Below are 26,189 nucleotides of genomic sequence, written 5' to 3' on the forward strand. Positions count from 1 at the left end.
TATTTCAGGGCTCAAGAATAAATGGTATGTGGTTAATTTTTTTTTGCAACCATATTATCAGTATTTTTGAAATGCTATTTCATTTTTTGATCTAGATCTATATAGTGACCTTTAAACCCGCTCCAAAGCCCGTAAAATACACACTTCCCGCGAACTTGGTGCGGCCATCTCTGCAACCTCCAGATGCATTGACAGAGATCAAAAACCAGATACAAATAACCTAATAATCAACAACTTAACTATTTGACTCGGTAACCGACGCAATTTTCTAGATGAGGAAAATCATGGCTTTAGGCAGCACAACCCAGTTGCAGTTTTCTACCTCCACCGATTCTGATACCGGTGCCGCCGTTACCCGGCTGACTCCACAAGGCGCTATTTGCCATAGAACATATTTTTATCAAAAAAGCTTCACTGATGACGGAAAGAAATTACTCTTCGCCGGCAATTTTGATTCTCACTGGAATTATCATCTGCTCGATTTTGAATCGCAGACTGCCACCCAGCTGACAGAAGGCGGCGGCGACAACACCTTTGGTGGCTTCCTCAGCGCAGATAACCAATCATTAATCTTCGTCAAACATAATCGCAGCCTGGTACGCGTGGATCTCGCCACCCAGCAGCACGATACTCTCTACGAAGTCGAAGACGGTTGGGTTGGCTATGGCACCTGGGTACCCAACAGCGCCTGCACCAAAGTCGTTGGCATCGAAATCAAAGCCAGCGACTACATCGAGTTGACCGACTGGAAAAAATTCGCCGAACTGTTTCATCGCAAACCACGCTGCCGACTGATCAGCATCGACCTGCAGACCGGTCAAAGAAGCACCATCCTGGAAGAAAACACCTGGCTGGGTCATCCTATTTACCGACCTTTTGATGACAATACCGTGGCATTCTGTCACGAAGGTCCGCACGACCTGATCAAAACCCGCATGTGGCTGGTGGACGAAAATGGCGACAATGTCCGTAAAGTCCGCGAACAACAAGAAGGTGAAGCCTGTACCCATGAATTCTGGGTTCCGGATGGCTCCAAAATGATCTTCGTTTCTTACCTGCATGGCGAGAGTGACCGCTGGATTTGCTCCATCGAGCCCGAAACTCTGGACTTTAAACGGGAACTGAAAATGCCGCCCTGCAGCCATCTGATGAGTAATTTTGATGGCAGCATGGTCGTTGGCGACGGCTCGGACACCCCGGTTGACGTGGCCGACGACTCCGGTCATCAAATCGAAAATGACCCGAATATCTATGTATTCGACCTCAAAACCGGCTCCAGCCGGGTAGTATGTCGGCACGACACCAGCTGGGAAGTACTGGAAGGCAGCCGTCAGGTGAACCATCCGCATCCGTCTTTTACACCGGATAACAAACAGGTCATGTACGGCTCAGATAAAGAGGGAACACCCGCCATTTATCTGGCTACGGTGTAACAAAAGTGCCTGCAACCCGCGTGGTGGCAGGCGTTCTGCGCAGTCTTAAGAGGCTCGCACAAAGGGCAGCAAACATTTTTAAAACGCCTTTTCATAATTATTTGAACTTGATTTCTGTTTGCTGCAAGATTAACCACCACAAAATAGTACGGTACCGCATCAACACATTGCGATGCCCGTCATAGCACACAACTGGAGGCACCATGTTTGTATACAACAAAGATGTTCAGCTTGAAGATTTAGGGGATGGCGTCTCCCGTAAGATCATGGCATACAGCGATAACATCATGACCGTCGAAGTACATTTCGAAAAAGGCGCTATCGGTCCGCTTCACAGCCATCCCCATGAGCAGCTGACTTACGTCCTGTCCGGCGAGTTTGAATTTACCATCGGTGACGAAACCAAAGTTGTCAAAACCGGTGATACGCTCTACAAAGAACCGAACATCATGCACGGCTGTCGCTGCCTGGAAGCAGGCGTACTGCTCGATAACTTCACGCCCGTGCGCAAAGACTTTTTAAAATAGAATTAATCCGCAACCACAGCAAACGCGAGAAACAGACTATGAAAATTGCACTGATGATGGAAAACAGCCAGGCTGCCAAAAACCCGGTGATTCTTGAACAACTCAACACCGTGACCGCTCCAATGGGTCACTCCGTGTTCAATGTCGGCATGAGCGACGAAAACGATCATCACCTGACCTATATTCACCTGGGCATTATGGCCAGCCTGCTGCTCAACTCCAAAGCGGTTGATTTTGTCGTTGCCGGCTGCGGTACAGGCCAGGGCGCGATGATGTCCTTAAACATTCATCCGGGCGTGGTATGTGGTTACTGCCTGGAGCCATCTGATGCGTTCCTGTTTAACCAGATCAACAACGGTAATGCCCTGGCACTGGCTTTCGCCAAAGGTTTTGGCTGGGGTGCGGAACTGAATGTCCGTTACATTTTCGAAAAAGCCTTTACCGGTGAACGTGGTCAAGGCTATCCGCTGGAGCGCAAAGAGCCACAGGTTCGCAACGCCGGTATTCTGAACGAAGTCAAAGCCGCGGTTGTTAAAGACAACTACCTGGATACCCTGAAATCCATTGACCAGGACCTGGTCAAAACCGCCGTCACTGGCGAGCGTTTCCAACAGTGCTTCTTCGAACACTGCCAGGTTCCTGAAATTGCCGAATACGTCAAATCACTGATTTAACGAGTCATTACTCCCTGGGAGTTTTGCCGGCCCAAGTGGCCGGTTTTTTATGCCTGTGAATCCGGCCCCACCGTCATCTCATACGCGCAACAACGGTCACCGCTCATAGCATGATGGGAACGTCGCACCGTCACCTCCGGCCCTAACAACTGCTGAAACATCTGCAGCTCCAGGCAACAAAAATCCTCACAGGAACTCGCCGCCGAATGGATCGGGCAATGATTTTCAGTCAATCGAAACAGACCAGCCCCCAGCTGTTCACTCGTCGCCATATAGCCATCCTGCCGACGCAGCTCCGCCAGCCGGACAATCCGGGCCGAGACCGAAGAACATCCCTTGAGCGCCTCTTCGTAACGCAGCCGTACCCGCTCACTGTGGTGACAAATTACCCGCTGTAACGGCGCTGCTCCAAATTCCTCCTGAATACACTGAATCAGTCCGACCAGCACATCCGCATGGGCATCCGGAAATTCTGTTGTCGCCAGCGATGTCAGTCCCCAGCGCTTTTGTGGCCGGCCACGCCCACTTGCAGGCACCGTTTCTACCGTTACCAGCTGCTCACTTACCAACCGCTGCAACTGCTGCCGGGCCGCCTCCACGGTAATGCCCATAGCCGCGCCAGCCTCGGTGGTCGTCTGCGGACCATGGTGCTTAAGGTAAGCCAGCAAACGCTCTCTCGGAGTCTCCTTACGAGCAGAATCATCTTGCGGATCAGCGTGGGCTTTGATGTGTGAATGATTATTCAATGACATGGCTTGGAAAAATACCGGAATTACCCACCGAGGTAAACCAGACCGGGCACAGATACCCTGAAGAAGCCGGCCCGATCAGAGCCGGCGGATGACCACCGAAACAGATAACACAATCACCCCGGTGATCAAAGACATAAAAGAACAAGAGCTGCGAAGCAACCCCCGTACATCACCCGGACGTCCCTGTCCTATGGCTCAACTCAGAAACGGTTGAAGAACTTCCAAATGGCCGTTGGAGAGAATGAAGGCGTTGAATGGCCGCCATTCCACGAACACCAGACCACCGGATAACCCGCATCGCAGCCCTGATATTCCACACAAGGTGAAGGATCTACCGGCACGGTATTATTGGAGCAATGGTTGGAACGAACGTACAGGTCTCTTGCAGACACACCGTTGTCGTGGCTGACCACATTGTCATAGATACCGTGAGAAATCCAAGCAGGCATCGGCTTGCCGCTGTCATTGAAAGGTGTCCACAACGCACCAGACATTGGTGCAATCGCACGGAACACATCGCCCATCTCGCGACCCACGGCGTAAGACATCATGCCGCCATAACTCCAGCCCACAGAAAACACTCTGCTCTTATCAACACACAAAGAATTGTTGAATTGATCCAGCATCGCCCGCAGGAAGGCCATATCGCGGCCATTGGTGTTTGGCCAGCCATTGTCATCCTGACCATTGGCAACATAGCGGTCAGGTGCCACAAAAATCGCTGAATTGTTCGCCAGGTTTTTCAAACCATAATAACCGCCATTGGCCACATTACTGGCATTGCCTCCCAGCCAGTGCCAACCGAAGATCAACCGATAAGGTTTGCTCATATCATAATTGGCGGGTACATCCAGAATGTATTCCCGTCTTGCGCCGTTCACATAGATGGAGTGACGACCTGAACTCAGAGATGGCACGTTACCGCAACCGGCAGAAGGATTAGTACCCGCTGGAGGATCAGTCGGGTCTGTTGGATCTGTTGGATCACCACCGCCTACAGGCAAAAATGACCACAACTGACCAGCGCCACCCCACCAGGAATACAGACGGATATCACCGCCAGGTTGGGTACTCATTTCCCACACATCAAGCGCTTTACCATTCAGCTTTGATGTCACGGAATAAAAACCATTGGCCGCAGTATCGATATACCAGCGCTGATTGTCACCACCATGATAGGTCCACTGTTGTACCTGAGCACCGTCGTCCATGGAATAACCGGCCACATCCAGCGACTTACCACTGTGGACCGCACGAATGGAATATGTGCCATCACCCAGTGCTGTCACATCAAACTGCTGATTGGTAGCGCCATTGCCGGTATATTGCAATACGTTAGCACCGTCATCCTGGGATCTATTCGATACATCCATATACAACCCACTCAACGAAGAAACGATATTGTAGCGACCGTTTTCAATTGCCTGGGCACTCGAATACAACAATAACAAGACCGTACAACCTATTATTTTTTTAAACATTGCTAGCTCCTAAATTTAATTTAATACCAACCAGTCAGATAAATTAATTCAGGAAAACATCGTGCCTGAGTTAATAAAACAGCAACTTCAACATAGTGGTAAAGACGAGGGTCGATATTCAATAAGCGCATAACGCCAAGAGCACTTCCAGAAAAATCGTTTTTGTGATGACTGCATCAGCCTCATTCAAAAGCACGAGCCTTGAATACTCAGCGACGACAGAAAAAAATAAGGTGGCTGCCTAACTGCAGCGATCCTTGCGATGCCTCCTTTAAATCACGCAAAAATTTTTATAATTAGAAGTACGCTTACAATCAATAGTATCAACTTTAACAAGGATTCAATTGCTACTTTAGGAGTTCAAGCCTTCGATAACCGGGAACTGCATCCCACTTAATAATTCACTTGAAGACAGTTTTCTCAGAAACAGAAAGTGATCACAACGAAAGTGTGAACACCAAACAAAAGCATGATCAGTCGCCACTCAAATACACAGCATATGATCACATTTATCTGTCTAAAAACCTGGCCAGAGCTACAAAATGGCCCTCTACAGCATTGATTGAGCACAAAACACAAAACCACATATAACACGATGACACATACAAATACTCATCCCTAAGTACAGACATTTACGAAACACCGCTCAGACTCATCCCCAAAAAAAAAGAGACAACAACAACCCAAAATCAGCACAACCAATCCGTTAGCCATACACCACAATTAATGAAAAACCTGTAACAAATAAATTCAGCAGATGACCGTACAACACCAGAAACGATAAGCACCATTACCAACCCCTATCACCGGAGTATTATTCAGGCAAAAAAAAACGGACATCCAGGATGTCCGTTCTTGAAAGCTTATATGGAAAATCAGGCGAAGTTGCTGCCTGCAAATTCCCAGTTAACCAATTTCCAGAATGCGTCCATATAACTTGGGCGCGCATTGCGGTAATCGATGTAATAGGCATGTTCCCAAACATCTACTGTCAGCAATGCAGTGACGCTTTCATCTGTCAGTGGGCAACCGGCGTTGCTGGTGTTCATGATATCCACAGAACCATCGGCTGTTTTCACCAGCCAGGTCCAGCCAGAACCGAAGTTATTGACCGCACTGTTGGTGAACGCTTCTTTGAATGCATCAAAAGAGCCCCACTTAGCAGTAATGGCATCCGCCAGCGCGCCCGTTGGCTCGCCACCACCGTTAGGGCTCAGGCAATTCCAGTAAAAGGTATGGTTCCAAACCTGGGCGGCGTTGTTGAATACACCACCAGAAGACGCTTTTACGATCTCTTCCAGGCTTTTGCCGGCCATATCAGTGCCTTCAATCAGGCCGTTCAGCTTAACCACGTAAGTGTTGTGGTGTTTGCCATAATGGAATTCCAGAGTTTCTTCAGAAATATGAGGTGCCAGCGCATTTTTTGCGTATGGCAGAGAAGGTAGTTCAATCGCCATGTTGTAATCCCTATCGGTTTTATCGGAGTGGATTGGCAAACCCAACAGAGTTTGCAGAGCCGCTATTATGTATTTTCCAAGTCAAAACTTGTAGTAAAAAATCGACCGATTCCGTCATGAATGCGCAATTCTTCCGCCACAACCACCTTTACACCAGGCATTGGTCACAGATTGAGCAGTGGTAATTGATCAGCACCGCGAAAACACCGCAACGCCTGGCGCGGCCACTATCCGAGGCCGTGCGGCACCGATGTCTGACGCTGTTCGCACGCCTCCACATCCAGATACAACTGCTGCAGCCGGTCATGCAGCGCCTCCACAAATATCAACGCAGTACCGGCAATATTCGCAACCGACTCATCATCGGATTCCGATAACAGACGGACAATGGCACGGCTGCCACTGAGAGCAGTGATCATATGACACAGATCGAGCTTGATAGAGCTAAAAGAAGGGATTGAATCAGACATAAAGAAGCGTCCTGTTTTGAAGCGATTCCCCTGCCCTCCCGTTGAGTTCGAAGCAACTGGGGGCAGGCCGAGCGGGTTCGAACTACCGTCAAAACAGAAACGGCCCGGCCGAAGCCAGCCCGCCGACCTGCCATAACATGCAGGCGCGACGAATCGCAGGCGATGAGCGGCATTTTGGTGCCACTCAGCCTCTGTTTTGATAAACGGGGTTCGAATCCCGGCACCGGGATTGACCGGCGCAGCACGGATGCTACGTGAACCGCTTTAGGGAGGTCAACCAACAAACATGGATCAACGGAGGCACAGACTCAGATACGAACCTGCCAGACATCCAAAGCCTCACGGCTGTACAAGCCGGAATCCACCGCAAAGATGCCCGCGACCAGAGTCTCCAGACTCACCGCATTCACCCGACAGCCAAATGGCAAGGGCTGATCCAACTGATCTGTGGCGCAAATACGAAACTGCCCGGCCATCTCATCCAGCCAGGCATAAAACCAGCGATCGACCCCAACGGGCAGACGGCCATACAGAGACGCACACGCCAGCAAAAACGCCGACAGCGACTCAGCCCCCCAATCCGCCAGGGTCTCGTGGTCGAATGAGAAGAAGACCTGATCCTGGGTTTGCCCGTTTTCTAGCGCCTCCACTCGTTCCTGTTCCAGCTCATCAAGCCATTGCTGCAGGGTTATGTGCATGGTGTCGATCCTCATTATTAATCAGGCACAAAAAAACCCGGCACTGATCAATGCTGGGTTCTGATCGAAACGTGACAGAGAAAAACTACTGCGCCTGACGAGCCTTGGCCAACTCATTAGACAACTGCTTCACCCGAGCCTGCATTTTAGGCATTGCCGATTGCATGAGCGTTTGCGACAACTGCATCGACGCCTGCATCAACTGCGGCATCTTTTTCAACACCGCCTGCCCGGTCTCGGTTTTATAAAACGCCAGCATGTCATCGATCTCCTGTTCGGAAAACTGACGACTATAAAGATCGATCATACCCGGCTGCATTTTTTCCCAGCTGAAATCCGCCTTCATAATCGCCACCACATCTTTATAGTACTGATCAAACAACGGCTGTTCTGAAGGTTTAATATCCAACTCTTTACTCACATTCTGGAGCATCGGTTCCATCTGAGCGTACATATTGTCGATCAATGCATTCATATTCATAAGATCCATCAGCTCCACCACCTTAGCCTCCTTACTACTATCCGCGGCAACGGCAGTGAACGAACACAACAACAAACACACAATCCAAAACTTAGACATACTATTTCCCTTATTTTCCGGCTAATACATTAAAACGCCAAAGAATGCCTCAACACAGACTAAAAACCAATGCCGGCAACAGCCACATTTCTAAGCTGCCTGTGCGGCAGTGAACCAACATGGTCATGGTGTGTGGTATGGCGATAGTTTCTAAGCTGCCTATTCGGCAGTGAACAGGCTAGTACCTCCTGTAGCTGCGCGGCGGTATTTCTAAGCTGCCTATTCGGCAGTGAACAATGCCTAAACTAGACGGCTTGGGCGCCGACTTTTCTAAGCTGCCTATTCGGCAGTGAACTAGTAGAGCAGGACAACGGGGAGAAGGTCGAATTTCTAAGCTGCCTATTCGGCAGTGAACGGGGAATATTACGCTCCGCCTGTATCAATGAATTTCTAAGCTGCCTATTCGGCAGTGAACGATTGATGGCTTTTATCATCAAGCTCTACAACTTTCTAAGCTGCCTATTCGGCAGTGAACACTCCTTAAAGCCCGGCGCGTCCGCGTCAAACTTTCTAAGCTGCCTATTCGGCAGTGAACTTGCACTGGCAGGTGTTGGGATTGCTATGAAATTTCTAAGCTGCCTATTCGGCAGTGAACGTAGAAACCGGTGAGTACTTCGGGCTTACGACTTTCTAAGCTGCCTATTCGGCAGTGAACTTTGCCGGCAGTAGTCTTCGGAGACGTCAATATTTCTAAGCTGCCTATTCGGCAGTGAACCTTGAGACTAGCCGGGGCATTTTCTGTTCACATTTCTAAGCTGCCTATTCGGCAGTGAACCCTCCATGCTGCCAACTTTGTGCAATTTGAATTTTCTAAGCTGCCTATTCGGCAGTGAACACATATCAACACTGGTACAGGAGATTGAGGCATTTCTAAGCTGCCTATTCGGCAGTGAACAAATGCCGGCGGACATCCTTTATTCGACATATTTTCTAAGCTGCCTATTCGGCAGTGAACCTACCATACTCTGCCGCTTCCGCTTCGACGTTTTTCTAAGCTGCCTATTCGGCAGTGAACGAAGCTTGGCAATTGGCCGGCTTTGACAACCATTTCTAAGCTGCCTATTCGGCAGTGAACATATTCAGCAGTTGATTAGCATTGATACAGATTTTCTAAGCTGCCTATTCGGCAGTGAACGAGGAAAGTTTTTGTCATTCTGGGCACTCCCTTTTCTAAGCTGCCTATTCGGCAGTGAACCTCTCTCAAAAGATGCATGCAAATGAATTGTTTTTCTAAGCTGCCTATTCGGCAGTGAACAAATCTGCACCGTCCTGGAATGCCTGGGCCAATTTCTAAGCTGCCTATTCGGCAGTGAACAAAAAATATAGTCAGCTAAATCCGGTGCTACATTTCTAAGCTGCCTATTCGGCAGTGAACTTTCACTTTGACGATCATTATCTGTGGGTACGTTTCTAAGCTGCCTATTCGGCAGTGAACTGTCCGCGCAGCCTGCCGTCAGAACTGACCTGTTTCTAAGCTGCCTATTCGGCAGTGAACTTGGTAAATTGCCGTCATATGGTAATTAGTCATTTCTAAGCTGCCTATTCGGCAGTGAACACCTACCCGCATACCCTACGACTTTGTCAGAATTTCTAAGCTGCCTATTCGGCAGTGAACGGTTAGAGGTTAAACAGTTACTCAAGGAACGTTTTCTAAGCTGCCTATTCGGCAGTGAACACGAAATATCTTTTCATACTCGTTCGGAAAATTTTCTAAGCTGCCTATTCGGCAGTGAACTCCTACTACTTTTGTAGGAGATTAGACAACACTTTCTAAGCTGCCTATTCGGCAGTGAACAGTTTGAAGTTCTCTCCGATGCCACTGAAAGTTTTCTAAGCTGCCTATTCGGCAGTGAACGAAATCTCAGCAGCAAATTCTGAAGATTCAAGCTTTCTAAGCTGCCTATTCGGCAGTGAACGTCACCCCTTCTATCAAGAAATTGATAGCATTTTTCTAAGCTGCCTATTCGGCAGTGAACAGTTTCTTTCAAGAAACAAACCACATTATGTTTTTCTAAGCTGCCTATTCGGCAGTGAACTGAAGTATAAACGCAAAAAAATAAGCTACAACAATCACTTAGCGAAAAAACAATGATTTTACCAATGTTTTTTGGCCTTGTTGTAACCCATTGATTTTCAAGCAATTTTTTAAAGAGCCAAAAAGATTGGTATTTTTGGTATCAATCTTTGGTATTTCTTCCAGCTGCGCCGGTTATATCTTCCGTTACTTGATAACGTCCTGTTATACAAATCAGCCGGTGCATGCCCCTGATCGCAGCATCTCGTTTTTGTACTGTCATCGAGCGCTGGTTGCAAGTGGCTAATAGTGCTAAGGGCGCAAACCGATTTTTTACTTTGAAAGATGGAAGGGTTTGGAATGCCCACCTTTGGTTTTTTTAGGATTTATAATCACGCTGCACCTGAGCATAGTTAAACTGCTCAAACTCCTCCGGATCGCATTTAATGATGATCTCTTTGTCCCCATTCTTATCGTATACTTCGTGGATTTTATCAATAAAATCCTCCGAGTTCGTATACTTGATTTCAAACTTTGGCCCTTTTCCCTTCGCAGCCTCTGTCAATGGAATCATACCGATGCGACCCAGTACCTCGCCTCGACTAAAATCTCTCCGACGTATCTTTGCAGGTAATGAATATGTTGCTTTGTTACTCTCATTTTTTAAGGTGATAGTAATTTGGTCTTGTAGTCCCAGAATTATTTTCAATTTGTTTTCCACAAATACATATAAAATGAAACTATTCAGAAGCCCTGTAAAAATGCTGAGGAACATTTGTGACCATAAGGTTAGCGGATTAAAATAGATAAAAACCGCACTGACCCCTAATACCGGAAAAATTAACATTACAATTATTGGCAAAAAAAGCCCTGATCCTTTGGAATTATTCATTTTCATTTCCCCTATAGTTTATTAAAGAATTTATATGCCTTAATCCGATTTTTAGAATCATTTTCGGGTAATCCCCAACTTTCTATTAGATCTTTATGGATCTGTTTTACCAAGCGTAGTAACTCATCGAAATCATCTCGATCTCTTGTTTTGTTCAATTTTTTTTGCTGAACATCTCTGCCAGATTTTTTTCGTTTATCCCCCTAACTTCATCTTCTAACTGTTGACCTTCAGACATCAAGTTTTCTCGAGTCCACTTGTTGTCCTTATGCATATACCCATACCCCGAAGAGGTCTTGGCACCGATACCCTCTTCATTTAATGCGCGTTGCAGTATGGTCTGGCAGATCTTGACGTGTTCCGGTTTGCCTTCCAGTACAAATAGAAAGCTTCCAGTCACGGCGATTAATGCATTGGGAATAGGGCTGTCTTTATCAGTGGGGGGAAGACGGCCACCGTTGTAATATTCCGGATGATGAGTTGTCACAATATCTTGTATAAAAGGCTTGTCTGAATCTTTGGGTACCCACCAGGCATCATGAAACGTCACAAGACCGGAGATGGCTTGTTTGTTTCCGTCCACATCATATGTTCCCAACAGTTGTTCCACTAATGATGCATGCTCAGTGGCATGTTTGGAGATCCAGGCACGAACAACACCTTTTACACTGGAACCTGGGATATACGGCATGCCGTAATTGCGACTCAAAGTACAGCCGGTTTCCAGAGGGCCCGGCGCAGAGACGCCAATCAGCAGCCTGTTTTCCAGCTGCATGGCACAGCGACCAAAACGATTCTGATCATGAGTCACCAGGCACCAGCGTTTGAAGGCCTGTTTGTATTCTTGAGAGGCAGAAATATTGCAGATCTTGTTGATGTGCTCAGTCTTAACGTTATCTCCATTGCTATCAGAACCATTTGTTTCCGGTATCTCCGGCAAACCTTTGTATAGCAATAACCCAGGATTTACGCCATCGTTATGACGATAGTCCGATAGGATTTTTGTTCGTATCAGTTGAATTGTCATGCAACCGACTCCTCTTTTTCCGCACCGTCGATACTCTCACCTGTGGCATCGATTTTGAGAATTCCCTGTACGTAACGGCGCATCCACGCAGAGACGGTTAAGGCGTGACGGGTGATTTCCATGGTCTTAAGTAAATCCATTTCCAGCAGCTGGGTGTGTAGCTTCTTCTCTTCGGGAATCGCCTTGATACTTTTCAATACAGCACTGAGATCTTCCAGTGCTTCCTGATGCTCTGTTTCATTTTTGGCCATTAAAAAACCGGTTGTCTGGGTAAGACCGTTTTGCATAATCATGGCCGGCAGTTTATGCACCAGGGCACCATATTTTTTAGGGTCTTTTGATTGTGTTCTTTTCACAACCTGTTTGTAGGCTTCTGCGGCTATGCGTTGATTTCGTGATAACAACATCAGGCAGGCTCCTGTGTGTATTTGCGAAATTCGACCAAACCGTTACCAGTGCCGACATTCCCTCCCATTTGCAGTAATGCATACTTAGGAATGGCCGCGTTCAGTTTGGAGGCGGTTTTCTCATCCTCTGGCTTGCGGGAGTTCGTGAGACTGTAGATTCCCCAAAGCAAGGTCTCTGCCGGCAGGTTTTCTTCGGTCCAGAGTGCGCCGTCGGCAACGACACCGTTTTCCTGATCGATACGAATCCGGGTACGGATTTCGGTCGCGGTTTCGGCCAGAAACGAAAACACGTCATCGGGCAAAATGATAAAACGATTTTGCATTTCTTCCTGCTCCGGTGATTCTTTATGTACCACCGCAGAAAAATGCTGTGCCCACTGTTGAGTATCTGAACCCTCTCCCGCCACGAGATCGAGATCTTCCAGCACAATTTTGTTTTTTTTACCCAAGTTCTTATGCGTGTTCAGATTGCCGATTAATGCCTGTTCAGGTTTGGGTGTAGGGACTTTCAATGGTAACTGGCAGTCTTTGCTATAACGCCTGAGAATAAACGGACAAGTGGCATAGGCGAGAATGCCGTATACGGATCGTACCGGTAACAGCAGCAAATGTGCGTCACTAATGGACAATGCGCCGGCAAACCCTTTCTGTTCTGATTTGAGACCCGGCCCGAACAGATGATCTGCATTGGTATTCTCTGTTCGGCTGATTTGTTCACGCAGTACGCCTCTGACCGTGGAACCCGGCACCAAGGGCAGCTGGCTGGCACGGTCGCGGGCAATGGGCTGATCGACGATACCCAGGGATTGACCGGTACCGCAGTGTAGAATGGTATGGCTGAATAAGTGGTAGGTATATTGTGACATAACAGGTTTCCTGTATTCGTGTATCAGTGAGCTGAATCATAAGGGGCTGGCAGGACAAGACCGAAACCATCAAGATTGTCCTGGTGTTCATCGCATACATGGCCAAACCATAAAGAGGCGATTTGTTCCGGCGACGGTTTTTCACCCACCCATTCAAACCAATAGGTTGAGCCGGCCGGTACCATCCGTCGTGCCGGACGGGGGCAGCGTTTCTCCAGATTCCAGCCGGAATGCGGTTGCCAGCGCCCCAGGGCAGCTGCACGCAGTTGTAGTGGAAATGGCTCCAGACCGGGTAAAGTTCCGATCAGCGTGTCGGAATTGAGCCAGCGGGGTTGCCAGCCCATAGTAAACAGGGCTGGTGTCAATAATGTCAGGATAATGCCATCTGCTTTGGCAATGTTTTCGAGCCATTGCACTGGTGGCTGTGGAACCGATTCACAAGGTTCAATGGTTGTCAGCCGCCGTTCGCCACCGAGGTTGACCCACTGGGTCGTCACGGCTCCGGTAATACCTCCCAAAATACCGATAGCGGACGTTGGGAATGTCTCGCTCGGTTGTTTCTTCTGCCACATATTGAGTCCGGTGGTCTGGAATATCTGACCACTTGAGGCTGAACGGGTACGGTTTTCCATGGCGATGTGGGTACGAATGTCCGGCGGTGCCGGCAACCAGCCATTTTTTTGTACCTGATTAAACGATACCGATGCGGCATCTTTGCGCCAGGCCAGTAAGTCCTTCAACGACCACCACTGAGGACCAGAGACTGGTTTACCCTGTATTGTCTGACGGAATTGAAGTGGCCACAGAGCCGCTCCTGGCAGGTCACATCCTTCACCATCTGCCAGTGGCACCGGAGTAGCGGAAACAAGACTGACGACAGGGTCTTTAGAATTATCTAAAGAGTGATAATGAGCGTCTGCAGGTTTTGGTACCATCAGGGTATCGACGGTGACCACCTTATTTTCTGTACCCAGTTTTACTGGTAATAAACCACTGACTGAGAGTTTGCGAAGTGCTTCGTTCAGTGGCTGACCGGTACTGCGAGCATAGGCATTACGCAACGCCCCTGCCAGAGTGGACGGTGGCGGAAAACGCGCGGCTTCGGCATCGGAGATTTCGTCAAATGGTCGACCGGAACGAATGATTAACGGATCTCTTGGTTCAAGCAGATAATATTTCATCGTGGTATCCATCGATTTTATGCTCCTATGTCGGTCTGGGTTTTACCAGACAGCCAGCGTGCAATTAACAGCAGATCGGCCAGTTCGCTCAAGGAGAGTTCCTGTGCTAATGACTGTATTTCGGTTTTGAGCGTGGGAGAGATTTTAGCGTCGCTTTGACCGGGCAAACGCGCACGCGCCAGCATACGTTGCAGTTCTGATGTTTGGATACCGATGCGATCACTCTCACTGATGCTGTCGTCGTGGGTCCATCGCAATCGCAACGACATCTCGCGCAGATCCTGACTGATTCTGGAGGGGAGTTCTGAGGCGCTAAATGCCTGGATAAATTGATCCATGGCATTCAGAGTTTGCTTATCATCCCAACGGCAGCGCCACTGAATGTCATGACCAGAACGGATGCCCAAATGAATAGCCAGGGCTTTACGGGGCTTCTGTTCGATACTGCCTTTGGCGTGTTTTTCAGCAGCGACTGACCGGTGTCGTAATTGCCGCATGGGTTGTACAAAATGGCCAATCGCCAAACCGACGGAAAGTGTTGGGTATGGATCATTGCCACTTAGCAGCGGCTGTGCCACTGGTTCCATTATCCTGGCAAATTCTGTCGCCAGTTCTTTAGCACAGGCAAATGCTTGTGATAGCGGTACAAATGCCAACACGTCGTCACCACCGGCATAGATCGCCTGGCCTTTTTGATCACGAACAATGCTGTGCACCGAGGAGGCAAACTTGTGCAGCGCAGCGGATATTGTCCGTGAAGCCTGAGCATCTTCAGCTTTGCCCAGCAAGGCTCCCATATGATCTCCATCTGCTTTCAGCAATACACCATATGGAACAGGCGAAGAGTCAAGGCGGTTTAACAGATGCAACAGTTCTGTTTTATCACTCTCTTCAACATCGGCCAGTGCTTCCAGACGGCTTGTAAACAGATACTCCGCATCGTAAGGAAAGGATGCATAAATGTCCTGATTACCCTTCGTTCGGGTGGCAATGTTTTTTTCAGCCAGTATTTCATAGGCACTGTTAAGATTCGCGAGGGTTTCAGGGGAAAGACTTTCAATCCAGTCATTCGCCACGATACGACTGAAGGCGGTAAACTGATCAGAGGGACCGGCCAGGCGCTTGACCACGCCCAGGGAATCCAGTAGTTCATCACCACTTAAACCCAGAGACCGACGTAACTTCTGTTCATTCGGCTTAAGCAGCACGGAATCATTGGCACCATCAAGAGATGACTTATGCACCTCTCTGGCACCAGAGGGTGGCAAAAAATCACGCGTATTTTTACGCGCTGACAGCAACGCCCCGACTCGATTGGATGCATATTTATAGTCGCCATTTTGTACGAGCACCCAGGCACTGAATATTTCCAGCATGTCCTGCTGCTGGTTCTGCCAGCTATCAGGATCAATACACTGATCAATCTGGTGAGCTTTCAGCTTTTCATAAGCCTGCTGGAAGATATCTGCCAGACGGTTTTGTGCCGCTTTTTTTGTTTCTGCAACAAGAACAGCCAAATCCTCTTTGCTTTCAACCGAGACCTGCGCCCGAATGACATTGGCAATATTTGCACTCTCCGTCAGGGTATCGGTTTGTGGTTGCAACGCTTCATCGGGGTTTTCCGGATTCGGAAAAATCAGACACCCGTTATGGCGCTGATGCAAATGTAACGCTGCCGCTCGGGACACTTCAGACAGCAACCAGGACCCACACCACAAATCACGAGTACGCCGTCCCGCTTCAATCAGGCTTTGCACCGGCCCGATACTGATCACCAATAGATAATCGTTCATGAGTCCCTCTGTTCAAAATATTTTAAAAACGCCGACAGCGGATCATCCGCCAAAGGTGAGCCGTCATAGTTCATGGGAAAAATTTCTTTGGCAGCGTCTTTTTTCTGTTGATCATCAGTTGGCCAAAGATTGGGGGATTTACCTTTTGGTGATGGATGCAAACAAAGTTCCTCGGTTAAGGCTTTTTCCCAGCCTGGTAGCAATAACGCTGCTGAATGCCATTTTTCATCAATCCTGTAAGGTCGAAGGATTAAAGGGCTTGCCATGCGTTTGAAATCATTAGCAGGTAACAATTCTGGCTTTACAGGGTCTTTTTGCTTTGAGGCCTGATCCTTTCTTTTGGGTGCACCTCTAAACTGAAAATTGATTGGCAACCCAAAGGCTGCTCGTGGAAAAAGATTTCGATCCTTATCTGTGGGAGTGTATTTTGGATCAGAACACCCCGTCAGATTTCGTACCGATTCAGCCTCCGGCCATAAACTTCTTCCGATGATTGTCTCTGTTTTACCTTTTTTGCAGAAGACTTTACCAATACGTCCGACACCAATGCCCTGGCGGAACTCCTGTAGAAGATCTATCCCATAACTCCATGCTAAAAGTGCTTCGCCATTTTTATCATATTTCAAAACGTCAGGGTCAACATGGATTAACAAGGCACCCTTATTCTTCACCTCACCCGATTCCACCGGTGAGATATCAGCATGTTTTATCCAAACTGCGCCAAGACCACGCCGGGTCCTGGCACCGATTCCGCCAAACGATGCCCACCAGCGAATAGCTTCCTTTATTTGATCTACTTGTGTAGCGCTTAATTGATGACTAAAACGAATAGTCAGGTGAAATGTGAGGCCATGGTCAGCAATTTTTTTGTGTTCCTTTTCGTTTTTATCTTTTTGACCAGGAAAAAGGGCATATGCATTTTTATAGTCACCTGCAACAGTAACTGGTTTCTTGGAATTCCCTTGTTTAAGTTTTGTTATAAACGATGGAGAAGTCTTCAGGTCTCCAACACTAGACACCCGCACGTCCACCTTGCTAGCCTTGGTTTTGGGGCTATTCTTGTCATTTCCGTCACCCAGACCAATCCCACCCCAGATGTCACATTCCTGTTTGAACATTTCCTTCTCGTCAGTTAAGCCACTGACAATTCGCCACCAAAAACGCAGATGGCCACGAATGCTACTGGCACGAATCGGCATTTTTTCATCTATTTTTCCAGCTTCAACACCACCACCAAACATGGGGGTAACCAGCTCACAGGTGTATGTCTTTTCCCAGCCGGGAATGACATCAGATTCATTGGAATGCCGCTTTTTAACAGCCCTCTCCAACTCCGAGAGATCAAGGTTTGGCGGTTCTCTTCGCATCGTTATCTCCTAGCTGCAAATAAGAAAAATTGATTAAAACCACGGCACTGTCGCACATTGGCTCAGGCCATATTTGGAGAAGTCTCCGGGTTGGGGTTTTGGGTAGCAGGTGCTTTGGTCGATGAACAATGGAAATTGTTGACCGGTGGAGCTGCTTTTGAGTGTCAGAAATGGCTGACTGAGTTTTTTTTCAATTTCGTGGGGAATCCGTGTTTCGGCCTGCTGGCTGGAGAGTTGGTGGCGTCGGGCAGTACGGCGGCGCAGGCGTTCGGCGTTGGATTTGCTCTGTACCCGTTTAACAACGCGAAATTCCTGCACTTCCGGTACTCGGGCAATTGTGCTCACCTGGGTATATTCGCCCAGGCCTTTGCGCCAGGGTAAGGTTTCCAGAGTTGTCAGGCTGGTTTTGTTGCCATGTATTCTCAATACATGACCAAGGTTACGGGTTTTGCCGGCTTCAGCGTTGGGAAAGCTAACAGCAATGGCGTTGTCGGGCAGGTTAACGAGGGTTCGGTGTAATTTGGCAAATAATGCGTTCATCAGCATGTGCTGACTGAACTCAGGATCAGGCAATACCTGAATTTCGTAATAGTAATCCATGTCTTCATTCCAATCCGTGGTCACTCAGTCAGAGTTACCAAAAACAGCAGGAATCCAAGTTGCCATATGGCAACTGAACCGTTTCGGCCGATAGGGGTATCAGCGCTTCAGACTTTTTGATGAGGAAGTGTCAGCGGTGGTCATCGAATTCCGCTATGCACGCGCAGTGAGGGTTCTGGTCATGATGGGATCATTAAACTTCCTTAGATGACGTCTTCCATCTGCGGGAAATTAGTATATTCCCAACCTCGCTTCAACGTCAGAAAACCATAAATTAGTATGAATTTGAAAAATTATATTTTGATTATCATGATACACATCAATGATTTACTGTCGTCTTTATCCTGGCCGGCTATCGGATATATTGCGACGTTTTGATACTTGGCAGTTTACGAAACGTTGTTGGATGATGTGGGGTTTGGTGGGTGAGTACGCAAGGAGAAGTGCTAGGGTGAAGCATCCATGCAACACCGTTTAGGAAACCTCTGAAAACGGGCCTCTTTTCGCGCAGGATGTTGTCAGCCCCTGTCTCACATCCTCATTTACGTTCGTAAATTGCGGTGTTGCAAGTGGTGCTTCCTCGCCTGCCTCAATACTATTCCTATTTTTCCAAAGGCCTCTTAATTTGAATATTTCATGACCGGGTGTGCTGACCAATACGTAACTGGTACATCAAATTTATATTTCACCTTCATCAGGCAAACTCCAGTATTTGTTACCTGGCTCATACACTTTGTCTTGATCAACCTGTTTAAAGAGGCTCTCCAGTTTTGCCTTCAGCTGATCGCCTTTGGCATTTTTGGGTACTGCAAAACCGATAGGAATATCCAGTACGCCGCGATAATAAATACCATGAACGCCTTGCAACTGCAGGGTATTCATAACGGAAGCACGCTCAAACAGTAAAGCATCTATCCGGCCGCTCTCAAGCATTTTAACCAGACTTTCTACACTGTTGCCCCCAACAAACTGACCTACAGGAATACCAAAAATGTCCGAGAAAAATCCTTCATTACCTTTTGGGGTACCAATGCGTTTTAGTGTCTTAAAGTTATCTTCAGATATTTTTGCTGCATCGAGTGAGTAAACATCCGCTGGAGAGTTGATTGACCAGTTCAGCTCCTGGGCGTAGGTATAAAATTCCGGCACTTCCATCTCATAGGGTGTGTGGCCAATTAAATCGACATTACCAGTTTTTAACTCATTTTTGGCTCTGGCGTAGTTGACGATTACAATCTCAAATTTCAGGTCAGATAATTTTTCGATTTCTCTTAAAAAATCCACACTCAAGCCATTACCATCTTCAGTAATCAGTGGAGGGAAAGGCTCCAACATTACTTTTACGGTCTCAGCGTAGGTGTTTTGAAAACTAAAAAAAACAAATACTACCAAGGTCAAAAGTATGTTTTTCACTATCAAGTCCTCTCGGGCATAAAAATTTTAATATTCTGATATATATCAGATTAGTCGCGTTTTTTTTGATATCAAGGTTAAAAAATTTTTGAGAAAACAGTAACTTTCAAAAACCGGGGAAAATCAGTACATCAACATAATCATAGACGTAGTTTTGATCTGTCGGTACAAAATTTTTGTACTGTCGGGTATGCCAATGCCAGTATTTAACGACTGAATGTTTGCTGGCATATATAACGGGGATTATCCGGCCCGAAGATAAAAATACTTTTCGGCTTCCATGTCTTTTTTATGATAGACAGATAAATACATCAACCCCGTAAATTTCCAAGGGTTTCTGAAAAATAGATGTTATTGGCTTGTATGAGGACTAGGGCCTATTTATCCCGGACTTCCGCTGTTTAAACCTGCTCAGTGTTAATCACTCATCGACACTCAAATGGTTATATTCAAACAACGCACTTAATCCCAGACCACCACCAATACCCAAGGTAGCCAAGCCGCATTGACCAGAGGTGTCGCTGCGCTGCATCTGGCTGAATAATCGAGTCACAAGTACTGCGCCGGAAGCACCATAAGGATGACCCAGAGCAATGGCGCCACCATCACGATTGATTTTTTCCGGGCTGATGTCGAGGCTGTCGAGAGTGCCCAATACTTGTGCAGCAAAGGCTTCATTGAGTTCAATCAGATCAATCTCTGACAGGGATATCTGCGGATTTCTATGCAGTAGTTTGCGGGTTGCTGGCACCGGTCCGAGTCCAAGCAGATTTGGATCGACGCCTGCGGCGGCGGCATCGCGAAATATCACGGCACGGGTCAGCCCAAGTTGTCGGGCTTTCACGGCACTGGCCACAAGCACCAACGCGGCACCATCGTTATGATGACAACAATTTCCGGCAGTCACAGTGCCGGTGCTGTCGAATACCGGTTTCATACGTGTCAGCAGAGCCTTGGAGAGCGTGGCACGAGGACCTTCATCGGCATGAATGATACCTGATGAGGTGTGTATGGCGACCAGTTCAGCATCAAAAAGACCTTGTTGTTGTGCTGCCACCGCGCGCTGATGGCTTTGCAGGGCGAGGGCATCCTGGCGTTCACGGCTGATACCACAGTGACGGGCAACATTTTCGGCCGCTTCACCCATGTCCGGGTCACCAATGCTGTCGGGGGCAAAGCGGGCGCGGGCGAAGAAACGAGGTTGGGCATCGGCGCTTTGCGGACGCTCCATACGCCAGGGGGCGGTGCTAACGCTTTCCACACCACCGGCCAGATAGAGATCACCGGCACCGGCCTGTATCTGACGACAGGCCTGGATGATGGCTTCGAGCCCGGAGCCACATTGGCGGTCCACGGTGACGCCGGGCACGGTTATGGGCAACCCGGCTGAGAGCGCAGCCAGGCGGGCAATGTTGCCACTGCTGGCAGTGGCATTGCCGATGATAACATCATCGATCTCTGTACCGGCCACAGTAGTATCAACCAGTAATTGTTGTATCAGCGGGGTGAGCAAACCGCAGACATCGATGCGGTTGAACAAGCCGTGGGCACGGACAATGGGAGTCCGCCGGGCGGCGATGATGACAGCTTGATTAGAGGCGCTGGAGGGTTGCATGGTGTTGTTGAATCCAGAGTTCGAGGGTTTTACGGGCAATTTTGCCACTGGCGGTCAGGGGCCAGTGGTCCAGATGGTAGATGTCCTGGGGGATTTTATGGCGACCAATATGCTGGCGGCAGGCCTGAATGAGCTCGGAGGCACTGAGGTGCGGGTTGTCGGCCAGCTGTACGATGGCAACGAGGCGGTGGCCGGCATAGGTATCTTTAACCCCAAGGACAACCGCTTCGGCAATGACGCCGGTGGCTTTCAACGCCCGTTCCACTTCACTCAGGTAGATATTGTGCCCCCGGCAAACCACCATTCCGCCGGCGCGGCCGGCAATGGTCAGGCGTCCATTTTGTAAGTAACCGAGGTCGCCGACCGTGGCACCCCAATGGTTCTGGCAAAAGGTGGCGCTTTCGTCATTCCAAAGGTAACCCTGACAGATCAACGGACTGCGCAGGTAGACCTGACCAGTCTGACCGTCAGGTAGTTTCTGGCCGTGCTGGTCACGGATACAGATCTCGACACCGGGAAAGGCATGACCAACGGTATCGATGGTGCTGTCAACATTACTCGGTGTCAGTGGATTTATGCTGATAAAGCTCAGTTCTGAAGCACCGTAGTATTCGAACACTTTAGCGGCTGGAAACAGTTGCCGGCATTGTTGCCAGTGATGGCGTTCGAATTTGGCACCAGCACTGACCACCTGGGTAAGGGCTGGAAACTGTAATTGTTTTGGCTGTGCGTACACGGCCAGCGCGGCGATCATGGTGGGCACAACCACTAGTCGGCGAATACGTCCTTCGGCCAGCCGCCGGGCCAGTGTGATGACATTGAAGTTGCTGTCGGTCACAAATTCAGCGCCGGCATTGAGGCTTTCCAGCAATGCAAACAACGCAATGCCCTGGGCCATGGAGCCCGGTGCCAGAGTGGTCATGTCGGCGTTCAGAGAGAAAACCTTTTGGCTGTATTCGAGGCTGTCCCGCCAGGATTGCCGCGAGCGGATAAAGGCTTTGGGCATGGACGTGGTACCGGAAGTGAGGCCAATCAGAAAGGGCTGATCACCGTTATGGACGGATATGACCGGCAATGCTGACCCACTGGCACATTCAGGCTCCGGTTGATTCACACAATAAATGGTGATGTCGAGCTTACAGGCCGGCCCGTACAGTGGATGGCTCCGGTCAGGCAGTATCAGCAGGTCGGGTTTGAGCCGTTGCAGTAGTGATTGCATCACCCCCCTCGGCAGATCCGGATCGAGCACGGCCACTACGTTGGGGGCCGCTGATGCCGCCAGAAACAGTTCGACAAAACGATGGTGGTTGCCCAGGCAAATAACGGTAAGGCGGGCATGTTCGGGTAATTTAAAATCTCTGCTGAAGCGCCCGGACGGCAGCTGGTTAATACGTTCCCGGGCCTGCTGACTTCGTTGCCATAGCTGGCCATAACTCAGACGCTGATCCCCTACCGTTGTGGCAGTCCGGTCAGGCTGCCGGCGGCTGTGTTGTTCCAGCTGTGCATAGACTGCCACCTTCAGGACTCCTGCAGCAGTGGCATCAAGGCCTGGCGCACGGCTGTTGGAATGGCTTGGGCTCTGGCCTGACCTTTCTGTACGCAAACCCAGACAATGCGCGCCTGTACCCGTGGCGTGGGTTCTTCGGCAGCGTACACACTGACGTGGAATGCGATCGTGGTACGGCTGAGTTTCACCGGTCGTACGTGGAAGTAAAGCTGCTGTTCAAACGATGACGGTCGATGAAATGAGCACTCGACCTTGTGTACATGATAGGCGTGGTCATGGGCAGTGGGCGAAAAAAACTCACTGAGCCCCTGTTGACGCAGATATTCGGTGATAGCGGTTTCGCAGTAGGGAAAATAGACGCTGTTGTGCACATGGCCGTGCATGTCCACGTCGTGAAATGAAATTCGTACCGTCCACGCGGCATGCTGTTGAATGTCGGTCACCTGTCACCTTTCCCGTTGAGAACACGCTACAATCCCGCTGCTTTTTGTTAAAGGATGTTTGAGATGTCAGCAGCAGCCAGCATTATCCATCAATTCGGTCACCCCGGCGAGGTGGTGGAGTTGTTTGAGCAGCCCATACCGGAACCGGGTGCCGGTGAGGTGGTGGTGCAGATGCAGCGCAGTGTGATCAATCCTTCGGATCTGATCACCATTTCCGGGGCGTACCGTTCCCGCATCGCGTTGCCATTTCAACCCGGGTATGAGGGGACCGGCGTAGTGGTGGCCTGTGGTGACGGGGTGACATATCCAGCGGTCGGCACGCAAGTCTTGCCGATTGGCCTGCCAGGCAGTTGGAGTACGTATAAGCTGACGCCTGCGCAGTGGTGTATTCCGGTGTCTGAGGGGTTGAGCCTGGAACAGGCGGCGACCTTGTATGTAAATCCAGCCACAGCCTGGTTGATGCTGCATGACCGTGCCCGAGTACAGCCGGGCATGCGAGTGGTGATCAGCGCCGGGGCTTCAGAGATTGGCCGCATGTTGATCCGGCTGTTGAATCAGGTTGGCATTGAGCCGGTGGTGACGGTGCGCCGGCGTTCATCTTTGCCACGCCTGCAGGGACTGGCGCTGGAGACAGTTTTGTTCACCGAGGCGCCGGATTTCGATCACGCGCTGCAGCCGGGTTCGGTGGACCTGCTACTGGATGCCGTGGGTGGCGAGGTGGGCATGGCACTGGCCCGTTGCCTAAAGCCCGGCGGGCATTTGATTCATTATGGATTGTTGTCAGGGCAACCACTGGCCGCCGATCTACCCTTGCAGTTGAGCGGGGTGACGTTTGAATTGTTTGTGCTGCGCCATTGGATACATCAGGCGGAAAAATCCAGCATTCATGCGCTGTTTCGAACACTGGAGTCTCTAATGCTGGCCGGCACAGTGAGCAGTAATATTGACTCGGTGTTCCAGCTGGCTGATATTCACAAGGCGTTCAAGCGGATCGATGATCCTGACCGGGACGGCAAGGTATTGTTGGATCTGATGTGATCCCCTTTATTCACCAAGGAATCTGTTGTGAAAATTGATGCATTAACGTCATTGCGTTTTTTTGCCGCTTGCGCGGTATTGTTCAGTCACCTGCGCTTTTTCGGCGACAGCGATTCGGCATTTTTGAGGACGCTTTATAGTAAGGTGTTTTGGGAAGGCTATATCGGTGTTACGTTTTTCTTTATTTTGTCGGGTTTCATTCTCAGTTATTCCTATCAGCAACGATTGCACAAGGATCATGGCCTGAAGGCCTTTTATGTCGCCAGGGTGGCGCGGATTTATCCCCTGCATCTGCTGACACTGTTGTTGGCGATTCCCTGGCTGACGCTGATTGGTGAACAACCTTCTGCCCTGACGTATGGCATGAACGCACTGCTGTTACAGGGCTTTTCACCTGACCGCCATGTGCATTTTTCCATCAATCTGCCGGCCTGGAGTTTGTCGTCGGAGATTTTCTTTTATGCCTTATTCCCGTTGCTGATCCTATTGAAAAACCGCCTGCTGCTGGGGTTGTGGGTACTGTGTCTGGGGTGGCAGGGAATCATGCTGTCGCCGTTGCTCAACAATGAAAGCCGGCATTTCTGGATGTATGTGTTTCCGGTCTCCCGGTTAATGGATTTCTGTACCGGGATGCTGTTATACCGACTGTATTGTCGCATGGTCGAGCGGATAAAACCGACTCAGGCTACCCTGATGCAAAGCGGCGCGGTGGTGCTGTTGGCATTGTTTTTTGCGCTAAAAGGCAAGGTTCCGCAGACATTGCGTTATGACCTGTATTATCTGCTGCCGATGGCGCTATTGATACTGGCATTCAGTTTTTCCACCGGTACGCTGTCGCGCTGGATCTCCGGCCGGGTACTGATCATTCTCGGCGAAGTGAGTTTTTCACTGTATCTGGTGCACTATCTGGTGGCGCAGTACCTGCAATACCTGACCGACCGTTACCAGCTGTTTCATGGCACCCGCGGCGACCTGATTCATGCGAGTCTGGTGTTGGGCATCAGCCTGCTACTCAGCCTGGGATTGTATTTCTACTACGAAACCCGGATGCGTCGATGGGTTAAACAACTGTTCAGAGTGTGATGCAACTAAGCAAGCAGGACAACTGCCAGCCGGACATTATTGCACAGGAACAATGTGCATGATGCGCGGGTATAACTCCGGATCTTGTGGATAGTCATTCTCTTCCGGTGACAACAGATTCAATGCAGTCATCGGAAGATTCCTCCTCTTCCACCTCACCTTTTTCGTTTTCGATATTCAGCGAGATACTGATCATGAATAGCAATACCCTTTTCATCAGGTTTTATCTTATTTTCCAGGCACAAAGTTCATAATGCTCTCATACAAGGCTTTGTCTTCTGCGCTTTCTTCTTTAGCAGGGAGCAACAGCTCCATAACCTCTTCCGGAATGCGACCATCCTTAATCCGACTCAGAGTACCGTCTCGATACCCCGATGGATCACCTTCGGCCACCTTGGCTTTGGTTCTTGGGGTGAGTTCGAAGTGGTCTGTCTTAGGTTGGCCTTTTGGACAGTCGATTGCCTTGCAGAAAATCGTCCACCAGGCCTGCAATTCCCCCTGACCGGCAAAGCCAACTGCCAGTTCATGTAAATAACGATCCGTCGGATATTGTTTGAGCCATTGTTTGATTTGTGTCTGCCTGGCCTCGAGAATAACAACGGTCACTTCATAGAACGTCTGGTTGCGATAGGAAAACCAGCGCGCCCGCAAGGTTTTTGGAACCGGTTTGCGCCCCAAGCCCGACTGAGAACCAACCGGAATATTGTCAACGGTACCACCGGGTAAATTCCCCACCGGCACCTGCCAGGCTTCATTGACGATCAGATACTCACCCCAAACTGGCCAACCTTCACCACCGATACCACCTTCGCTAAACCCATAGTCATAGGTTTTTTCCTGGCAGCCGGAGAACAGCAGAATGATGGTTAAC

Annotated in this window: 24 protein-coding genes and 1 CRISPR repeat array; of the genes, 5 read left to right on the forward strand and 19 right to left on the reverse strand. The window is 49.2% G+C overall.

The window, feature by feature from the left end; all coding sequences use genetic code 11:
* Window positions 1–284 precede the first annotated feature (284 nt).
* The 3 genes from ACQY6I_RS20800 (at window position 285) to ACQY6I_RS20810 (ending at window position 2,634) form a co-directional block, all read left to right on the forward strand.
* The gene (locus ACQY6I_RS20800; protein ID WP_428243437.1) at window positions 285–1,433 is read left to right on the forward strand and encodes an oligogalacturonate lyase family protein; all 1,149 of its coding nucleotides are present in this window, start codon (window positions 285–287) and stop codon (window positions 1,431–1,433) included.
* 203 nt (window positions 1,434–1,636) lie between these two features.
* Window positions 1,637–1,960: a cupin domain-containing protein gene (locus tag ACQY6I_RS20805; RefSeq protein ID WP_428243438.1), complete on the forward strand. Its 324-nt coding sequence runs from the start codon at window positions 1,637–1,639 to the stop codon at window positions 1,958–1,960.
* Between the two features lie 38 nt (window positions 1,961–1,998).
* Window positions 1,999–2,634 carry an RpiB/LacA/LacB family sugar-phosphate isomerase gene (locus tag ACQY6I_RS20810; RefSeq protein ID WP_428243439.1) on the forward strand — a complete coding sequence of 212 codons (636 nt, stop codon included), beginning with the start codon at window positions 1,999–2,001 and terminating at the stop codon, window positions 2,632–2,634.
* Window positions 2,635–2,681: 47 nt separating this feature from the next.
* On the opposite strand, the gene ACQY6I_RS20815 is transcribed toward ACQY6I_RS20810, so the two are convergent.
* The 18 genes from ACQY6I_RS20815 to ACQY6I_RS20900 form a co-directional block, all read right to left on the reverse strand.
* Window positions 2,682–3,386, reverse strand: a complete 705-nt coding sequence (locus ACQY6I_RS20815; protein ID WP_428243440.1) for a helix-turn-helix transcriptional regulator — start codon at window positions 3,384–3,386, stop codon at window positions 2,682–2,684.
* Window positions 3,387–3,586: 200 nt separating this feature from the next.
* On the reverse strand, window positions 3,587–4,867 hold the full coding sequence (locus tag ACQY6I_RS20820; protein ID WP_428243441.1) for an RICIN domain-containing protein: 1,281 nt from the start codon (window positions 4,865–4,867) through the stop codon (window positions 3,587–3,589).
* Window positions 4,868–5,742: 875 nt separating this feature from the next.
* Window positions 5,743–6,324: a superoxide dismutase gene (locus ACQY6I_RS20825; RefSeq protein WP_428243442.1), complete on the reverse strand. Its 582-nt coding sequence runs from the start codon at window positions 6,322–6,324 to the stop codon at window positions 5,743–5,745.
* 227 nt (window positions 6,325–6,551) lie between these two features.
* Window positions 6,552–6,794, reverse strand: a complete 243-nt coding sequence (locus ACQY6I_RS20830; protein ID WP_428243443.1) for a hypothetical protein — start codon at window positions 6,792–6,794, stop codon at window positions 6,552–6,554.
* Between the two features lie 308 nt (window positions 6,795–7,102).
* On the reverse strand, window positions 7,103–7,492 hold the full coding sequence (locus ACQY6I_RS20835; protein WP_428243444.1) for a hypothetical protein: 390 nt from the start codon (window positions 7,490–7,492) through the stop codon (window positions 7,103–7,105).
* 85 nt (window positions 7,493–7,577) lie between these two features.
* Window positions 7,578–8,072: a DUF2059 domain-containing protein gene (locus ACQY6I_RS20840; RefSeq protein ID WP_428243445.1), complete on the reverse strand. Its 495-nt coding sequence runs from the start codon at window positions 8,070–8,072 to the stop codon at window positions 7,578–7,580.
* Between the two features lie 87 nt (window positions 8,073–8,159).
* A CRISPR array of direct repeats spans window positions 8,160–10,108; the repeat unit is 28 nt; unit sequence TTTCTAAGCTGCCTATTCGGCAGTGAAC.
* A gap of 357 nt (window positions 10,109–10,465) precedes the next feature.
* Complete coding sequence (locus ACQY6I_RS20845) at window positions 10,466–10,978, reverse strand: hypothetical protein (protein WP_428243446.1); 513 nt, start codon at window positions 10,976–10,978, stop codon at window positions 10,466–10,468.
* Window positions 10,979–11,132: 154 nt separating this feature from the next.
* On the reverse strand, window positions 11,133–12,005 hold the full coding sequence (cmr6, locus tag ACQY6I_RS20850) for a type III-B CRISPR module RAMP protein Cmr6 (RefSeq protein WP_428243447.1): 873 nt from the start codon (window positions 12,003–12,005) through the stop codon (window positions 11,133–11,135).
* Window positions 12,002–12,412 carry a type III-B CRISPR module-associated protein Cmr5 gene (cmr5, locus tag ACQY6I_RS20855; protein ID WP_428243448.1) on the reverse strand — a complete coding sequence of 137 codons (411 nt, stop codon included), beginning with the start codon at window positions 12,410–12,412 and terminating at the stop codon, window positions 12,002–12,004. Before cmr5 ends, cmr6 begins: the two co-directional genes overlap by 4 nt.
* Window positions 12,412–13,278, reverse strand: coding sequence for a type III-B CRISPR module RAMP protein Cmr4 (gene cmr4, locus ACQY6I_RS20860; RefSeq protein ID WP_428243449.1), 867 nt, complete (start codon window positions 13,276–13,278; stop codon window positions 12,412–12,414). Before cmr4 ends, cmr5 begins: the two co-directional genes overlap by 1 nt.
* Before the next feature lie 23 nt (window positions 13,279–13,301).
* Window positions 13,302–14,471, reverse strand: coding sequence for a type III-B CRISPR module-associated Cmr3 family protein (locus ACQY6I_RS20865; protein WP_428243450.1), 1,170 nt, complete (start codon window positions 14,469–14,471; stop codon window positions 13,302–13,304).
* Window positions 14,472–14,476: 5 nt separating this feature from the next.
* Window positions 14,477–16,252 carry a type III-B CRISPR-associated protein Cas10/Cmr2 gene (gene cas10, locus ACQY6I_RS20870; RefSeq protein ID WP_428243451.1) on the reverse strand — a complete coding sequence of 592 codons (1,776 nt, stop codon included), beginning with the start codon at window positions 16,250–16,252 and terminating at the stop codon, window positions 14,477–14,479.
* A complete protein-coding gene (gene cmr1 / locus ACQY6I_RS20875) occupies window positions 16,249–17,619 on the reverse strand; it encodes a type III-B CRISPR module RAMP protein Cmr1 (protein ID WP_428243452.1) in 1,371 nt (456 codons plus the stop codon). The genes cas10 and cmr1 overlap by 4 nt, the downstream gene beginning before the upstream one ends.
* A 33-nt stretch (window positions 17,620–17,652) precedes the next feature.
* Window positions 17,653–18,219, reverse strand: a complete 567-nt coding sequence (gene cas6f / locus ACQY6I_RS20880; RefSeq protein ID WP_428243453.1) for a type I-F CRISPR-associated endoribonuclease Cas6/Csy4 — start codon at window positions 18,217–18,219, stop codon at window positions 17,653–17,655.
* 678 nt (window positions 18,220–18,897) lie between these two features.
* On the reverse strand, window positions 18,898–19,632 hold the full coding sequence (locus tag ACQY6I_RS20885; protein ID WP_428243454.1) for a substrate-binding periplasmic protein: 735 nt from the start codon (window positions 19,630–19,632) through the stop codon (window positions 18,898–18,900).
* Window positions 19,633–20,053: 421 nt separating this feature from the next.
* Complete coding sequence (locus ACQY6I_RS20890; RefSeq protein WP_428243455.1) at window positions 20,054–21,247, reverse strand: thiolase family protein; 1,194 nt, start codon at window positions 21,245–21,247, stop codon at window positions 20,054–20,056.
* The gene (locus ACQY6I_RS20895) at window positions 21,225–22,763 is read right to left on the reverse strand and encodes a class I adenylate-forming enzyme family protein (RefSeq protein WP_428243456.1); all 1,539 of its coding nucleotides are present in this window, start codon (window positions 22,761–22,763) and stop codon (window positions 21,225–21,227) included. Before ACQY6I_RS20895 ends, ACQY6I_RS20890 begins: the two co-directional genes overlap by 23 nt.
* 2 nt (window positions 22,764–22,765) lie before the next feature.
* Window positions 22,766–23,197, reverse strand: coding sequence for an acyl-CoA thioesterase (locus tag ACQY6I_RS20900; RefSeq protein WP_428243457.1), 432 nt, complete (start codon window positions 23,195–23,197; stop codon window positions 22,766–22,768).
* A gap of 63 nt (window positions 23,198–23,260) precedes the next feature.
* Between ACQY6I_RS20900 and ACQY6I_RS20905 the strand changes: the two genes are divergently transcribed.
* Window positions 23,261–24,235 (forward strand): zinc-dependent alcohol dehydrogenase family protein, encoded by a 975-nt coding sequence (locus ACQY6I_RS20905; RefSeq protein ID WP_428243458.1) that lies wholly within the window; start codon window positions 23,261–23,263, stop codon window positions 24,233–24,235.
* Between the two features lie 27 nt (window positions 24,236–24,262).
* Window positions 24,263–25,318, forward strand: a complete 1,056-nt coding sequence (locus ACQY6I_RS20910; RefSeq protein ID WP_428243459.1) for an acyltransferase family protein — start codon at window positions 24,263–24,265, stop codon at window positions 25,316–25,318.
* A gap of 228 nt (window positions 25,319–25,546) precedes the next feature.
* Here ACQY6I_RS20910 and ACQY6I_RS20915 read toward each other — a convergent pair.
* The coding region (locus tag ACQY6I_RS20915; protein WP_428243460.1) for a DUF2931 family protein at window positions 25,547–26,189 on the reverse strand (643 nt) is incomplete at its 5' end.

Origin of the sequence: Gynuella sp. (assembly GCF_050297175.1) — a bacterium.
In the GTDB taxonomy this organism is placed as follows: Bacteria; Pseudomonadota; Gammaproteobacteria; order Pseudomonadales; family Natronospirillaceae; genus Gynuella.

Excerpts from the sequence above, each read along its gene's own strand:
- cas6f (WP_428243453.1), bottom strand. The coding sequence starts at position 18,219 with ATGGATTACTATTACGAAATTCAGGTATTGCCTGATCCTGAGTTCAGT.
- cmr5 (WP_428243448.1), bottom strand. The coding sequence starts at position 12,412 with ATGTTGTTATCACGAAATCAACGCATAGCCGCAGAAGCCTACAAACAG.
- cmr6 (WP_428243447.1), bottom strand. The coding sequence starts at position 12,005 with ATGACAATTCAACTGATACGAACAAAAATCCTATCGGACTATCGTCAT.
- cmr4 (WP_428243449.1), bottom strand. The coding sequence starts at position 13,278 with ATGTCACAATATACCTACCACTTATTCAGCCATACCATTCTACACTGC.
- ACQY6I_RS20905 (WP_428243458.1), top strand. The coding sequence starts at position 23,261 with ATGTCAGCAGCAGCCAGCATTATCCATCAATTCGGTCACCCCGGCGAG.
- ACQY6I_RS20800 (WP_428243437.1), top strand. The coding sequence starts at position 285 with ATGGCTTTAGGCAGCACAACCCAGTTGCAGTTTTCTACCTCCACCGAT.
- ACQY6I_RS20835 (WP_428243444.1), bottom strand. The coding sequence starts at position 7,492 with ATGCACATAACCCTGCAGCAATGGCTTGATGAGCTGGAACAGGAACGA.
- ACQY6I_RS20865 (WP_428243450.1), bottom strand. The coding sequence starts at position 14,471 with ATGGATACCACGATGAAATATTATCTGCTTGAACCAAGAGATCCGTTA.
- ACQY6I_RS20810 (WP_428243439.1), top strand. The coding sequence starts at position 1,999 with ATGAAAATTGCACTGATGATGGAAAACAGCCAGGCTGCCAAAAACCCG.
- ACQY6I_RS20805 (WP_428243438.1), top strand. The coding sequence starts at position 1,637 with ATGTTTGTATACAACAAAGATGTTCAGCTTGAAGATTTAGGGGATGGC.
- ACQY6I_RS20830 (WP_428243443.1), bottom strand. The coding sequence starts at position 6,794 with ATGTCTGATTCAATCCCTTCTTTTAGCTCTATCAAGCTCGATCTGTGT.
- ACQY6I_RS20815 (WP_428243440.1), bottom strand. The coding sequence starts at position 3,386 with ATGTCATTGAATAATCATTCACACATCAAAGCCCACGCTGATCCGCAA.
- cas10 (WP_428243451.1), bottom strand. The coding sequence starts at position 16,252 with ATGAACGATTATCTATTGGTGATCAGTATCGGGCCGGTGCAAAGCCTG.
- cmr1 (WP_428243452.1), bottom strand. The coding sequence starts at position 17,619 with ATGCGAAGAGAACCGCCAAACCTTGATCTCTCGGAGTTGGAGAGGGCT.
- ACQY6I_RS20825 (WP_428243442.1), bottom strand. The coding sequence starts at position 6,324 with ATGGCGATTGAACTACCTTCTCTGCCATACGCAAAAAATGCGCTGGCA.
- ACQY6I_RS20840 (WP_428243445.1), bottom strand. The coding sequence starts at position 8,072 with ATGTCTAAGTTTTGGATTGTGTGTTTGTTGTTGTGTTCGTTCACTGCC.
- ACQY6I_RS20820 (WP_428243441.1), bottom strand. The coding sequence starts at position 4,867 with ATGTTTAAAAAAATAATAGGTTGTACGGTCTTGTTATTGTTGTATTCG.
- ACQY6I_RS20845 (WP_428243446.1), bottom strand. The coding sequence starts at position 10,978 with ATGAATAATTCCAAAGGATCAGGGCTTTTTTTGCCAATAATTGTAATG.
- ACQY6I_RS20890 (WP_428243455.1), bottom strand. The coding sequence starts at position 21,247 with ATGCAACCCTCCAGCGCCTCTAATCAAGCTGTCATCATCGCCGCCCGG.